This window comes from Neisseria sp. (assembly GCF_041804105.1).
Classification (GTDB): Bacteria; Pseudomonadota; Gammaproteobacteria; order Burkholderiales; family Neisseriaceae; genus Neisseria.
The window spans coordinates 1-14,357 of sequence record NZ_JBHCJY010000008.1; the positions used below are offsets into that span (position 1 = coordinate 1).

Consider the following 14,357-nt stretch of genomic DNA (forward strand, 5'->3'; position numbering starts at 1 on the left):
AGCGCGTAGGCTGAAGCGCCGGCCACGATCATTTTGGGTTTGTGTTCCAGCGCCAGGCGTTCCACTTCGGCGTAATCCAATACTTCGTTTTCGTCCAAGCCGTAGGTAATGGCGTTGTACAGTTTGCCGGAGATGTTCACGCTTGCGCCGTGGGTCAGGTGGCCGCCGTGGGCGAGGCTCATGCCCAAAATGGTGTCGCCCGGTTTCAAAACGGAAGCGTACACGGCTTGGTTGGCCTGGCTGCCGGAGTGGGGCTGCACGTTGGCGTATTCCGCGCCGAACAGTTTTTTCACGCGGTCGATGGCGAGCTGTTCGGCCACATCGACGTGTTCGCAGCCGCCGTAGTAGCGTTTGCTCGGGTAGCCTTCGGCGTATTTGTTGGTCAGCTGGGTGCCTTGGGCTTCCATCACGGCGCAGCTGACGTAGTTTTCGGAGGCAATCAGCTCGACGTGGTCTTGCTGGCGCTGTACTTCGGCATCGATGGCGGCGGCGAGTTCGGGGTCGTATTTTGCTATGGTTACGCTTTTGGAGAACATCTCTACATTCCTTCGGATTCGGGTGGAAAAAGTGTTTTGCATTGTAGCGGAAAACGAAGCCGCTTGTCAGGGCTAAATACCGTCGGGCAAGCCGTATTGAGATAAAGGCCGTCTGAAAACGTCCTACTCGGGAAGTGTAAAATTTTCTTGAAAACCAAACGCCTGCAACGATATTAAGCCCGCTTTCAGCTATTTATGGGTATAGACACGCAATGAAAACCTTTTTCCGCATTTTGGCCATACTGGTTGTGGCGGCAGCGGCTGCCGCGCTCGGCCTGTTTTACGGCATGAAAAACGCACCCGAAAAACCGTCCGAACCGGCACATCAGGTATTGAGCCGCGAAGGTGTTTTGCAGCAAATCAAGAATTTGAACAGGCTGGAAAGCACGGCTTTCTACATCGACACCATCATCCGCACCGAGAAAAAGGGTAATTGGTATGCGCTGTGGCAGGATTCGCAGAAGGGATTGTTTGTGGTGCGCGGCAAAGTGCTGGCCGGTTTGGATTTGGACAAGCTGACCGCCGACAAGGTGAACATTGTGGACGGCAAAGTCATCATCAGCCTGCCGCAAACCGAAATTTTGAGCGTGGATTTGGAAAACATCGAAGTGTACGACATTCAAACGGGGCATTTCGACCTGCATCCGGCAGATAAAACCGTGTTTACGCAGGTGCAGGAACAGGCCAGAAAACAGGTACGCGCCGCCGCGTGTAAGGCCGGTATTTTGAACCATGCCCAAACCCAGGCCGTGCAGCAGCTCGAAACCCTGTTTGCGCTGACGCAGACACCTGCATCGGTGTATCCCGAAGGCGCAGCGGCGTGCCGTTGATGCGGTTGGCCGTCTGTATTTCCGAAACCGATACGGACGGCAGTCCGTTTCGTTATTCCCGCGTAGGCGGGAATCCGGTTTTGATATTCACAAATATCTGCTTAAAAAGAGATTTCGGATTTCGAACATGGATTCCCGTCTGCACGGGAATGACGAAAGTCGGGAAAAACCGTTTTGCCGGTATGTCATCGGCACAATATCCAAACACAGCCAAATTTAAAGAACAGGCCGTCTGAAAAACATTTTCAGACGGCCTGTATGCATCCTTTTCTGCTGCGGACAGTTATTTGCTGTTGCGGTAATAATCGTCGACCAACTGTTTGGCCTGCATCATGGAAAAGAAATAGCGTTCTTTAACGGCTTTCAGGTCTTTGAGTTCTTCGCCGGAGAGATGGTCGCGCAGCCATTTTCGGGTGGCCGGGTCGTTTTTGATTTTTTGGAAATACGCTTTTTTCCGCCTGAGGCTGCGCGCCCATACCAAGACGCAGGTATAGAGCAGGGTGAGAATCAGCAGAATGTTGATGATGGTTACCATATTATCCATTTGGAAATCCGGTAGGTTTTGAGTTGAAACTGACGGGGCTGATTATAGCGGGGTTTGCGGCCAATGTGTAAATTTTCTGTAAATTTCAGAATAAAATTTAACACTTGGCATGAAAACTGCGGCGAATCGGTTGCAGTCGGCGGGAATCCGGTTTGGCGGGATGCGTTATTTATACGGACTCTTAACAACTGCTACGTCTATGTGGCAGAAAATTCAGAGCCAATCAATATTCATAAGTACATGAATAAAAAGATTTCTTTCGTTCAATCCAGATGCCTGCCTTCGCAGGAACGGCGGTGGCCGATACCGTTAACGTATTATGTAAACACAACCATACACAAAAGGCCGTCTGAATATTGTTCAGACGGCCTTTTGCTGTGAACGGTATTGCTTGATTACGGGGCTGCCGTTTCCAGTTCTACCGCTGCGGCCAGCAGCGAGAGCCGCGCCATCACGCCGTATACATACAGGCGGTTGGATTCGTTGTCGATGTGGACGCTGCCGCAGTCTTGGCTGCGCGGCATGCCGAGCGAATCCCATTGTTCGAAAACGCGTTTGCAGCTTTCGGGCGAGTCGGGCGTGTCGTCGCCGTTACCGGTGGGGATGCTTTGCGACAGGGGAACGAACACCATGCCGCCGGCGTTGAGGTTTTCGTCGGTGCCGCGGCCTTCGTGAACGCGGTAGAAGCCGCCGATAACGAATCTGTCCATCATGTAAACCACCGGTTCGGCAACCGCGCCGTCAAGGGTTTCGTAGGTGTAGATGCCTTCTTGGACGATGACTTCGGTTACTTCCAAACCTTCTTTGACTTTGGCCATTTTGTTGCGGTTTTTGCGGTTCAGTCCGCGCACATCGTCGGCGGATTTCACGCTCATCACGCCCATGCCGTAAGTGCCCGCATCGGCTTTGACAATCACAAAAGGCTTGTCGGTAATGCCTTTTTCGTCGTATTTGGCCTGGATTTTCGCCAACATCCGTTCCACCGCTTCGGCCAGCGCGTCTTCGCCTTCGCGTTCTTGGAAATCCAATCCGCCGATTTGCTCGAAATAGGGATTGATGTGCCATACGTCGATGCCGATGAGTTTGGCGAAATCTTCGGCCACGCGGTCGTAAGCGGCGAAATGGGCGGTTTTGCGGCGGGTTGTCCAACCGCCGTGCAGCGGCGGCAATACGGTTTGCTCCACGCCTTTGAGGATTTCGGGAATGCCTGCGGAAAGGTCGTTGTTGAGCAGCACGACGCAGGGCGAAAAGCCGTCGGCAAGGCTGACGCGGTTGCCGCTGCGTTGGAGCGGTTCGAGCAGGATGGTGTCGCCCAAGGCCGTCTGAAATTCCGTCGGTTCGGTTACTTCGGGGTTCAGGCTGCCCAAACGCACTTCGTATCCGGCCGAGCGCAGTATGTCGGCAAGGGCATAGACGTTTTGCAGGTAAAACGTGTTGCGGGTATGGTTTTCCGGCACAATCAGAACCGATTTCGCGCTGGCGCAGGCACGCTGTACGGCATCCTGTGCGGCGACTGCGGCAATGGGGATGAAGTGGGGGTTGAGGTTGTTGAAACCGCCGGGGAACAGGTTCATGTCGATAGAAGCCATTTTGTAACCTGCGTTGCGGATGTCCACAGAGCCGTAAAACGGCGGTTTGTGTACCCGCCACTGTCCGCGGAACCAGTTTTCGATTGCGGCGTGGTTTTTCAGGATTTTTTCTTCGAACGCCTGCAAGGGGGGGAGATAAGCATTGTCGATAACGGGCAGCTTCATTGTTTTCGGCCTTCTGTAAAAATTACGGAAGCGGCATGATAGAACTTTTTGATACGGTTCAGCAAGCGGGAATGCCGTTTTCAGACGGCCTTAAAACCGCTGCATTCTCCGCATCATCACCATGAAATACGCACCGCCGATGAGTGTGGCCATCAGGCCGGCGGGGGCTTCGTAAGGGAACAGAATCTGCCGTCCGAGCCAGTCGGCGGCGGTCATCACGGTGCTGCCGATAAGGGCGGCGCAGGCCAGCTGCTGTTTGGGCAGGCGTGCGCCGAGCATGTTGGCCAGATGGGGGGCGAGCAGGCCGACGAAACTCAAGGGGCCGACAAGCAGGGTGGAAACGGCGGTCAACAAGGCGCTGAGAACGATGAGCACGGTGCGTGCTTTGGCAACGTGCACGCCTGCGGATTGGGCGATGACCGCGTTCAGGCTCAACAGGCCGAGCCAGCGGTGCAGCGGCAGCACGGCGGCGAGCATCATGACGGCGAAAACACCCACGGCTGCGGCGGTTTCGGGCGTGGCATGGTAGGTGGAACCGTTTCGCCAAGCCATCAGCAGCTGCACGCGGAAATCGCCGCTGGCATCCCAAATGCGGATAACGGCCTCGCTGAAAGCAGCCACGGCCATACCGGTCAGCAACACTTTTTCGGGCATCAGGCCGTTTTTACGGTTGAACAGCAGAATCAGCAGCAGCGTGCCGAGCGATGAAAGCGCGCCGATCGCCCAAAACCAACCGCCCGACGGAATATCAAACAGCATCACCAATGCGGTGGCGCCGAGCGCGGTACCGGAACTGATGCCGAGCAGCTCGGGACTGGCCATCGGGTTTTGCGTGAGCCTTTGCAGCATCACGCCGGTCAGCGCAAGCAGCGCGCCGCAGGCGGCGGACAGCAAGACACGGGGATAACGCAGATCGAGATAGTCGGCGCTGAGTGTGAACTGCCAGCTGTCGCTACGCCCGACAAACAGTGCCAGCAATACCGCCGCTCCCCAAAACACAGGCAGCAGGCGCAGCAGCGGCGACGGCCTGACGGCAGCCACGGTTTGGCTTGAGGCCGTCTGAAAACCGGGGCGGGCAGGCGATTTCATCATCAGCCAAAGCAGCAGCGGTGCGCCGATAAGTGCGGCAACGGCACCCGCAGGCAGGTCGGTTTCATGATAATGCTTGAGCAAAACCAAGGTGTTATCCGTGATGAGCAGCAGCAGTCCGCCCGCCGCGAAAGATGCCGCCAAACGGGCGGGCAGGGTGCGGACTCCCGTCTGCCGCACAACCGTGGCCGCAGCCAATCCGGTAAACCCCATCATGCCCACCAGGGCAACCACGTTGGCACTCAAAAACGCAGCAGCAGCCAATGCCGCCAAACGGATTTTTTTCACCGGAATCCCCAATGCCCGGGCTTGGGTGTCGTTCAGGCTCATGATAACCAAAGGCTTGATTAACAAGGCAATCACTAAGCCCGCTGCGGCAATGCAGCCGAGCAGGTAGCCGCTGTCGGCCCAACTGTCCTGCATCAGCGAGCCTGCGCCCCACTGCACCGCGCCGCGCGTTTCTTCGCTGAAAAACAGCATCACGATGCCGGTAAACGAACCCAGATAAAGCGATACCACCAAGCCCGACAGAACCACCGTGAGCGGCACCGTTTCCTTGCGTGATGACAGCCACAGCACCGCCGCCAATGCCGCCGCCGCCCCCGCAAACGCCACTGCTCCCGTGCCGTAAAGCAGCAGGTTGGGCGCAAACACCGTCGCCCCGACTACCGCCGTTTGTGCGCCGCTGCTGACCGCCAATGTGGAGTCCGACGCAAGCGGGTTGTGCATCAGCTGCTGCATCAGCATCGTCGCCACCGCCACGCTGCCGCCCGCCAGCAGCGCCATCGCCATTCGCGGCAGCGTATTGTTCTGCACCATCAGCGCATCGACGGGCAGGGTATCGGGATGGGCAAAGAGCTGTGCCCACGGCAGATGCCATTGCAGGTGCAGAATCCATGCCGATAGGAAAAACGCCAAACCCGCTGCGATCACCAGCATCCAAAATACAGGCCGTCTGAAAACGGCATGAGAAACCTGATTTGCTACCACGGCATTTCCTTTTCAGACGGCATGGCTTCGGCAAGCCGTCGGGCAAACTGCTGCATCGCAGGAAGCGCGCCGTAGCTCCAAGCAGGGGGAATCACGCGCCGGTTGTGCGGTTGCGAAAACGGCAGCCGCTTCCACAACGCGCTTTTTTCCAGAGTCTGCCGCGTATTGCGCGGATGCGGCGGCACGATGACCAACACCGTGCCGCGCGGCAGTTTCGCCAAATCCGTCAGCGGAATCCGTGCCAAACCCCATTGGTCGGACTTTCCCGTCCAAGCGTTTTTCAGCCCGACTTTGTCGAAAACTACTTGATAGAGCGAAGTTTTTCCGTAAATTCGCGCATAGCGGCCATCGTCGAACTGCACCGCCGCCACCGGCCTGCCTTGGAATTTCGCCAGCCTGCTTTTGGCCTGCGCAAACACGGCTTCCGTATCGGCAATCAGTTTTTCGCCTGCCGCGGGGTTCCCCGCTATTTTTGCCAGACGGCGCGTTGCCGCCAAAGTATGCGCATATTCGATGCCCGTATCCGTGCCGAAATCCAGTTCATAGACAGGGGCGATTTTTTCAAACTGCGGTTTGGCCGCCGCATACCATTTCGACTGCACGAAAAAATCCGGTTGAATCTGCCGCAGCCGCTCAAGGTTCGGCTGGAAACGCAGCCCCGCTTCTTTGGAACGCTCCGGCAGCGGCGGATAACCGACCCAAGTGCCGTACACGCGCTTGTCGCCCACCGCGACGGGGGGAAGGCCCATGGCTGCCAGCGTTTCCGCCACCGTCCAGTCGGATGTGGCGATGCGCGGCGCGGCAAATGCGGGCAGGGCGGCGGATAAGAAAGCGGCAAACGCGGCAGGAAAAAAGGCTTTGAGCATGGAACGGTAAAGGGAAAAGGTTAAGGCCGTCTGAAAACGGGAATACGGGAAATGAGAGCGGATGTTATCAAAATAAGTGTGAAGAGAACAGGGCAGGGGAAAGACGGGCGGAACGGCAATTTGTTTATGGTTGCGTTTGCACGGTATCGATCGGGCATCGGTTCGGTACGGAACCGTCAGCCACCGTCATTCACACAAGCGGGAATCCCGTTCGGGTTCACCAATGAATAAAGAGTTGCTCAAAACACAGGCAGGCCGTCTGAAAAGGTTTTTCAGACGGCCTGCCTGTGCTGTTTATTATTAGGCATCGGCTCGAATGGGCATCGGTTGGAAAGGCCGTCTGAAACACATCATTCAGCGGCAAATCGGTTTCTTTATGGGTCAATGGCGGAAACGGCACGGTCGCCCATGATGGCCTTGTTTTATTGTCGGGCGGTTCAAACACAGCCTGATTTCTGCTTTCAAAACCGAGCGCCGTGTAACCGGATACCGCGGTAACGGAAAAAACGGCAACTGCGTCTGCCGTTCAGGATGCGGGCTGTCCAATCAGTCTTTATGCAGGCCGAAATGCAGATAGGCTCGCTCCGTCGCCATGCGTCCGCGCGGGGTGCGCTGTAAAAAACCCTGCTGAATCAGATACGGTTCGATAACGTCTTCAATCGTATCGGTGGATTCGCCGATGGCGGCGGCAACGTTTTCCAGCCCCACCGGGCCGCCGCCGAATTTGTGCAAAACGGCGTCGAGGAATTTTCTGTCCATCACGTCCAAACCCTGTGCATCGACATCGAGCATACTCAATGCGGCATCGGCGGTGGTCGCATCAATCACGCCGTTGTTTTTGACTTCCGCATAATCGCGCACGCGCCGCAGCAGGCGGTTGGCGATACGGGGCGTGCCGCGGCTGCGTTTGGCCACTTCCATCGCACCGGCTTCGCCCATTTGAAGCTGCAAAAGCTGTGCCGAGCGTGCGACAATTGTTGCCAAGTCTTTGTTTTCATAGAACTCCAGCCGTGAAACGATGCCGAAACGGTCGCGTAACGGGTTGGTCAGCATACCCGCGCGCGTGGTCGCACCCACCAGCGTAAACGGCGGCAGGTCGATTTTGACCGAACGGGCGGCGGGGCCTTCGCCGATCATGATGTCGAGCTGGTAATCTTCGAGAGCAGGGTAGAGAATTTCTTCCACCACAGGGCTTAAGCGGTGGATTTCGTCGATGAACAGAACATCGTGCGGTTCGAGGTTGGTCAGCAGGGCGGCCAGATCGCCGGCGCGTTCGAGCACGGGACCGGAAGTCTGGCGCAGGTTGACGCCCAGCTCGCGGGCGATGATGTGGGCAAGCGTGGTTTTACCCAATCCGGGCGGGCCGAACAGAAGCGTATGGTCGAGCGCTTCGCCGCGCTTTTTCGCGGCTTGGATGAAAATGGCCAACTGCTCTTTGGCTTTTTCCTGCCCGATGTAGTCGTCCAGCGTTTTCGGCCGCAGGGCGCGTTCCAGCAGTTCCTCCTGCGAAGAAACAGCTTGTGCGGTTACGATGCGGTGCGGCTGTGCAGCGGTCAGATTGTCGGTTTGCAGCATAGGGAGGGCTTTAAAAAACGTTTTCAGACGGCCTGTATTATAGCCGTCTGAAGCATAAAAATCCGAAATCCCGAAAAATAGCGAAGGCGCAAATGTTCGGGCCACGATAACAAAAATCCGTTGCCTTGGTTCGGCAGGTTCCGGAGAAAGTGAAAAGCGCGTCCGGCTACCGTATTTCCCATGCAGGCGGGCATCCATGCTGAAGACTTAAGAAATCCTTTTTTATTCATTGACTTGAGAATATAAACAATGGATTCCTGTCCGAGCGGTAATGACGACATTAGTGTTTCAAGGCCGTCTGAAAAACCTTCGGGAAAACCTTATCCGCGCGTTTGCCGCCAAACCATATAATCGCGCAAGGGCGGCATCGGCGGGTTGATGCAGTGGGGGCAGACGCCGGTAACGTCTTCGTCATCATCGGTTTCGATGTGCAGCGCATCGGGGTCGAACTTTGCCTGAAGCATCGCGGCCTGCGCCAATGCCTGCGCCTGCACCACATCGAATTCGAATGTTTCCAGTATTTCATGCAGCAAATCCACTTCGGGGATGCTGAAACGGCGGGCGTTGGTTTCAATCAGACGGCGGTAGTCTTCGTTGGCGATTTTGAGAAGCAGGTTGTTGTGCAGCATGGGTTTTGTGCTCGGACGCAGGCGGATGGTTGGGGCGGCCATTATACCGCACGGTATGCCTGCCGCGTTGCAACGGAATAGGGTGTTTGTTGTTTGTCGGAAATTGAAAAAGGCCGTCTGAAAACATTTTCAGACGGCCTTAAACATGGTTTTACCGAACCCGGTTACCAATAAGCGCGTAAACCGACCACGGTGGTGTAGTTACGGTTTTTTTCACGCAATTCGCCGCTGCGGTAGTCTTTGCTTCGTGTGGTTTGCACTTCGGCAAAAGTTTTGACATGGAACGGCTCGCTTTTCGGAATCAGATAATATTCCGTACCCAGCATAAACTGGTGTTTCTTTTCTTTGCGGGCGGAGCTTTCGCCGGCTTCGTCGCGCTTCTCGGTTTTATAGGCATACATGCCGTAGGCGCTCCAGTCGTTGCTCAGCTTGTGATACAGCACGGTACGGATTTCGTCTTCGGTGATTTTTCTGCCGGTTTCTTCGTGGTTTTTATAGACACCGCGTTCGACATCCAAGCCGACGGTGGTGTTGTCGTAGGTATATGCGGTGCCGACGGCGTAGGCAGTTTCTGTTCTATCAGCTGCGTCGTTACGTTGGCTGAAGCGTTCGCGGGTAACGCCGCCTGCCAAAGTAAATTCCTGTTTGTCGTCGATTTTGAATGTTTTGACGGCACCGGTACCCCAAGCATCTTTGAGTTTTTTTATTGAGTCATCATCATCAAGGAAAGTCAAACCGTTGTTATCACGTTTGCTGCCGCCGCTGTAGTACACGCCCGCTTTAATGCCTTGGTCTTTGTTTTTATAAGCATACTGTACGGAACGGCGCATACCCGAATTGAGCAGGCCGTCACTCAGGCTCAAGGTATTGGCCAAATCGGTCTGTTTGACTTCGTCGGTAATCACGGTTTGGTTGCCGTAAGTCAGCTCGCCGTATTTTTCATGACCGATGCCGCCGTAAAGCTGGCGGGCGTAAAGGTTGTCGAAATCGTGGTTGGACGGGCGGTCGTTGCCTTTATTGTCTTTGCCGCGGAAACGCCATTCCACGCGTCCGAGCGCATACAGGTCGCTTTTGCCCAAAGACTGTTTTGCTTTGAAGCCGAAACGCGAACCGTTGTTTTTAACAGGATGGTTTTTGGCTTCTTTGGTGATGCCGTCCACTTGGCCGTCGTCGTATTCGGTTGTTTTGTCGGCGGTGGTTTCCCATTTGATTCGGGCCGAACCGGTAAAGTCGATTTCCGTACCCGACGACTCGTTTTTATAAAGGGAAACAGCCATGGCGGGCGTTGCGGCAAAGGCCGACATTAAAAGGGTTAGGGTGGTTTTTTTCATGAAATTTTCCAATGATGAAAGTGTTGTAAACAGCTTGAAAAAATAAAGTTTATCGGTCTTGCGATAATTAGGCAACGGAATAAATAACGCTAAAGAAATAATATTATTCGAAAATATAAACCTATCTGTATAGAATATTTTGTTTGTTACACTTTTAAGTTTTGAAAATGTAAAAAATATTATTTTTTTGTCATCATTTAGTAAAAATCATGCTATCGAATAAGCTGTTATATGTTTAATATCAAATGATAACCCTATATAAACTCGGCTTATGTCGGCTTATGTCATCGTGATGATAGTGTTAAAATTTGTTGGTGTATTTAAAAGGGCGAAATAGTCCTATTTTATCTTTGGTGCTAAATTTGTCGGTTGTTTCAGACGGCCTGTATGTCGGTTTTGCCGCTATCAGCGTGACAATATCAAACTTAGCAATACAGAAATACAGACGATGATTTGGATTACACACACTATCTAAGCATTATTTAATTTTAAGTGAAAACAATCATGGCCACCATATCAAGAGATAAAAAAACTTCCCCCAGAATTGCTTTCTATTCGCACGATACCATGGGCTTGGGGCATATCCGACGCAATATGCTGCTGGCGCAATCGGTGCTGGAAGCATATCCCGATGCAGATGTGCTGCTGCTTTCCGGCGTGCGCGAATCGGGTGCGTTCAAGCTGCCCAAAGGTGCGGACAGCGTAACGATGCCGACTTATTTCAAAACTTCAGACGGCCAATACATCCCCCGTTCCTTAGGCAAGGATGTCAAACGCTTGGTCAACATCCGCAAAAACATCATTCATGCCGCACTGGAAGCATTCGAGCCGGACATTATGGTGGTGGACAACGTGCCCCGCGGTGCGATGAACGAGTTGGACAACATTCTGCCTGAGCTGGCCAGCCTCGGTACGCACATCGTTTTGGGCGTGCGCGACATCATCGACGAACCTGAAGCGGTGCGTAGCCAGTGGAAAAAGCTGCAAAACATCGAAATTATCCGACTGTATTTCTCCAGCATTTGGGTGTACGGCGATCCCAACCTGTATAACTTTGCCGAAGAGTACCAAGTTGCCCCCGATATTGTCGAAAAACTGCGCTATGTCGGCTATCTCGATCAAAGCCGCCGTATGGAAGTGCGCGGTTTGGATACCGTGATTTCCGAAGTCGAATCGCCTTACGCGCTGTGCGCGGTCGGCGGCGGGCAGGATGGTTTTGCATTGGCGCAGGCGTTTATGCAGGTGCAACTGCCCGAAAACTGGAACGGCCTGCTGATTACCGGCGCACTGATGCCGGAAGAACAACGCGAACGTCTGCACGCAATGGCGCACGAACGTGTCGGCCAAGACATCAAAGTGGTGGATTTCGTTCCCGAACCGCTGAAAATCATGAAAGGGGCGGAGTGCATGATTTCGATGGGCGGCTATAACACCACCACCGAAATTTTGTCGTTCAACAAACGCGCCCTGATTGTTCCGCGCATCAAGCCGAGAACCGAGCAGTGGATACGGGCTTCTCGGCTGGCGGAAATGGGCGTTATCGACTGCCTGCATCCCGACGACCTGACACCGCAGGCACTGAGCGCATGGATGCGCGAACAAAAACCTCAGGCCGATGCCCGCGATACGCTGCGCTTCGACGGCTTGGACCGCGTGGCCAACGAAGTCCGAAAAATTCTCGAAAATAGCCCCGCCTGATTTCTACCTTTCATTTCAGAAAAAACATCATGAATAACAACACCAAAACAGAAAACAGCCAACCGGCAGGCGCGCCGCTTTACATCGGGTATGTACTCAAACGCTATCCGCGCTTTTCGGAAACATTTGTCGTCAACGAAATTTTGGCGCATGAGCGCGAAGGCCTGAAAATCGATATTTTCGCGCTTGGCCCGGTTGAAGAAACACACTTTCAGGACGGCATTTCGCAGGTGCGCGCACCCGTTACGCGCTTGAATAACAAACAGCACAAACCCGAAGTGTTATGGCAGCTGGTTCAGACGGCCTTTCAGGAATTGCCCGATTTTGCGCAAAAACTGGCCGAGGCCGGCTGCAATGTACACGAACTGTCGCAAAGTATCGCCATAGCCTTGGAAATCAAAGCGCGCGGCATCAACCATCTGCATGCCCACTTCGGCACGCAGGCCACCACGGTTGCACGGCAGGCCGCCATTTTTGCGGGCATTACCTACACCTTCACCGCCCACGCCAAAGACATCTATTTCCAATACGAGCAGCCCGTCGAACTGGATAAAAAAATGCGCGACTCCGCCGCCGCCGTTACTGTTTCCGACTACAACCTTGCCTATCTGCGCGAACAATACGGCGAAGATGCCGCCAAAGCCGTGCGCATCTACAACGGCATGGATTTGCGCAAATTCCCTTACAGCGAATTCGGTTCGCGCGAACGCCATATTTTGGCGGTCGGCCGCTTGGTGGTGAAAAAAGGGTTCGACGTATTGCTCGACGCGTTGGCTTTGCTGAAAAAACAGAACGTTCCATTGCGCTGCACCTTGGTCGGCGGCGGTCTGCTGGAAGAAGAACTGGCCGCGCAAATCGACGCATTGGGTATCGGCGACATGGTAACGATGGTCGGCCCGATGCCGCAGCCCGACATCATCGATATGATGAAACACGCCAATATGGTGGTTGCGCCCTGCGTCATCAGCGAAGACGGCGACCGCGACGGCCTCCCGACCGTGTTGCTGGAATCGATGGCTTTGGGCACGCCCGTGATCTCCACGCAAGTGGCGGGCATTCCCGAACTGGTTTCAGACGGCCTGACGGGTTTGTGCGTACCCGAGCGCAATCCGCAAGCCTTGGCCGACGCCATGAAGCGTTTGCTGGACGATCATGATTTGTGCCGCACCTTCTCGCGCAACGGCCGCGAACTGATTGAACGCGAATACGACGAAGACCGCAACGCCGCGCAACTGCGCCGCCTGTTTGAGCAAGCCGTTGCCGGCCACACACAAGGAGCGTGTTCATGAGGGTTGCCTATGTCTGCGCCGATCCCGGCATTCCCGTGTTTGGCACCAAAGGCGCTTCCGTGCATGTGCAGGAAGTGATTAAAGGTATGCTGCAAAAGGGTTTGGATGTGACCCTGTTTGCCCAGCGTTTGGGCGGCGATGTACCCGAAGCGTTGAAAAACGTCAAAATCCGCCCGTTGGATGCGCTGCCGAAAGATTCGGTGGAAATCCGTGCGCGCGCGGCGTTGGCCGCCAACAAAAAAGTCATTGCCATGCTGGCGGCGGAAGCCCCGTTCGATTTGGTGTACGAACGCTATTCCTTGTGGAGCGACGCGGGCATGAAGTTCGCCGAGCAGCATGGCTGCGCGGGTATTTTGGAAGTGAACGCGCCGCTGATCGAGGAGCAGAAAAAACACCGCGAACTGCCGCTGGAAGCCGAAGCGCAGGCAGTGGCCGAATCGGTGTTTGCCGCTGCCGACGCGATGATTGCCGTGTCGCCCGGCGTGAAGCAGTATCTGGAAACCTTTCCCAAAGCGCAAGGCCGCGTGCATGTGGTGGCCAACGGCGTATCGCTAGAACGTTTCGCCCCTGCCGCTGCGGAAAACGCCGCACGTTTAGGCCGTCTGAAAAAAGATGCACCCGCCACCGTCGGCTTTTTGGGTACGCTCAAACCGTGGCACGGTCTGGCCACTTTGGTCGAAGCATGGGCTTTGCTGCGCGCGCGCAACCCCAACGTGAACTTGTTAATCGTGGGCGACGGCCCCGAATACGAATCGGTGAAAAACCGCATCGACGCGCTCGGCTTTTCAGACGGCGTTACCTTCAGCGGCGCGGTTCAGCCCGACGAAGTGCCGCAATGGCTGGCGAAAATGGACATCGCCGTCGCGCCGTATCCGAATATGGAACATTTCTATTTTTCGCCGCTGAAAATCTACGAATACATGGCCGCGGGCATTCCCGTGGTCGCCACACGCGTGGGGCATTTGGAAAGCGTGGTTTCAGACGGCCTCAACGGTGTTTTGGTCGAAGCCGAAAACCCGCAGAAAATGGCCGGCTGCATCGCTTCGCTGCTGGACAGTCCCGAAACGCTCCAGCGTTTGGGCGCGGCCGCACGGCAAACCGCCGAACGCGAACACAGCTGGCTGTCGGTGGTGGAACGCATTTTGAACATCGCCGCCGATACAGGCCGTCTGAAAAACATTTGAGAAAACTGCTATGAACGAAAACAATTGGCGGGAAAAAATCAG

At 54.9% G+C, this 14,357-nt stretch carries 12 protein-coding genes and 1 pseudogene; 4 read left to right on the forward strand and 9 right to left on the reverse strand.

The window, feature by feature from the left end:
• Positions 1-536, reverse strand: a pseudogene (gene glyA / locus ACEYDX_RS00775) (serine hydroxymethyltransferase); the annotation flags it as partial.
• Between the two features lie 212 nt (positions 537-748).
• Here glyA and ACEYDX_RS00780 point away from each other — a divergent pair.
• Entirely contained in the window at positions 749-1,366 is a 618-nt protein-coding gene (locus ACEYDX_RS00780; RefSeq protein WP_373740139.1) for a DUF4230 domain-containing protein, read from the forward strand.
• 283 nt (positions 1,367-1,649) lie between these two features.
• Here the strand turns inward: ACEYDX_RS00780 and ACEYDX_RS00785 are convergent, their stop codons facing one another.
• The 8 genes from ACEYDX_RS00785 to ACEYDX_RS00820 all read right to left on the reverse strand — a co-directional run bounded on the left by ACEYDX_RS00785 (position 1,650) and on the right by ACEYDX_RS00820 (position 10,144).
• Positions 1,650-1,910, reverse strand: coding sequence for a hypothetical protein (locus ACEYDX_RS00785; protein WP_373740140.1), 261 nt, complete (start codon positions 1,908-1,910; stop codon positions 1,650-1,652).
• A gap of 395 nt (positions 1,911-2,305) precedes the next feature.
• Positions 2,306-3,664: a glutamate--cysteine ligase gene (gshA, locus tag ACEYDX_RS00790; RefSeq protein WP_373740141.1), complete on the reverse strand. Its 1,359-nt coding sequence runs from the start codon at positions 3,662-3,664 to the stop codon at positions 2,306-2,308.
• A gap of 90 nt (positions 3,665-3,754) precedes the next feature.
• A complete protein-coding gene (gene fhuB, locus ACEYDX_RS00795) occupies positions 3,755-5,743 on the reverse strand; it encodes a Fe(3+)-hydroxamate ABC transporter permease FhuB (RefSeq protein WP_373740142.1) in 1,989 nt (662 codons plus the stop codon).
• Complete coding sequence (locus ACEYDX_RS00800) at positions 5,737-6,609, reverse strand: iron-siderophore ABC transporter substrate-binding protein (protein WP_373740143.1); 873 nt, start codon at positions 6,607-6,609, stop codon at positions 5,737-5,739. Before ACEYDX_RS00800 ends, fhuB begins: the two co-directional genes overlap by 7 nt.
• A gap of 217 nt (positions 6,610-6,826) precedes the next feature.
• A complete protein-coding gene (locus ACEYDX_RS00805; RefSeq protein WP_373740144.1) occupies positions 6,827-6,973 on the reverse strand; it encodes a hypothetical protein in 147 nt (48 codons plus the stop codon).
• Positions 6,974-7,155: 182 nt separating this feature from the next.
• A complete protein-coding gene (gene ruvB, locus ACEYDX_RS00810; protein WP_373740149.1) occupies positions 7,156-8,184 on the reverse strand; it encodes a Holliday junction branch migration DNA helicase RuvB in 1,029 nt (342 codons plus the stop codon).
• Between the two features lie 320 nt (positions 8,185-8,504).
• Positions 8,505-8,813, reverse strand: a complete 309-nt coding sequence (locus tag ACEYDX_RS00815) for a hypothetical protein (protein WP_373740150.1) — start codon at positions 8,811-8,813, stop codon at positions 8,505-8,507.
• Positions 8,814-8,977: 164 nt separating this feature from the next.
• Positions 8,978-10,144, reverse strand: coding sequence for a porin (locus ACEYDX_RS00820; protein WP_373740145.1), 1,167 nt, complete (start codon positions 10,142-10,144; stop codon positions 8,978-8,980).
• A gap of 504 nt (positions 10,145-10,648) precedes the next feature.
• Here ACEYDX_RS00820 and ACEYDX_RS00825 point away from each other — a divergent pair.
• From ACEYDX_RS00825 to ACEYDX_RS00835, 3 genes are read left to right on the forward strand one after another with little or no spacing between them, the layout of a single operon-like run.
• A complete protein-coding gene (locus ACEYDX_RS00825; protein WP_373740146.1) occupies positions 10,649-11,842 on the forward strand; it encodes a glycosyltransferase family protein in 1,194 nt (397 codons plus the stop codon).
• A gap of 29 nt (positions 11,843-11,871) precedes the next feature.
• Positions 11,872-13,131: a glycosyltransferase family 4 protein gene (locus ACEYDX_RS00830; protein ID WP_373740147.1), complete on the forward strand. Its 1,260-nt coding sequence runs from the start codon at positions 11,872-11,874 to the stop codon at positions 13,129-13,131.
• Positions 13,128-14,315, forward strand: coding sequence for a glycosyltransferase family 4 protein (locus tag ACEYDX_RS00835; protein ID WP_373740148.1), 1,188 nt, complete (start codon positions 13,128-13,130; stop codon positions 14,313-14,315). Before ACEYDX_RS00830 ends, ACEYDX_RS00835 begins: the two co-directional genes overlap by 4 nt.
• Positions 14,316-14,357: the final 42 nt, after the last annotated feature.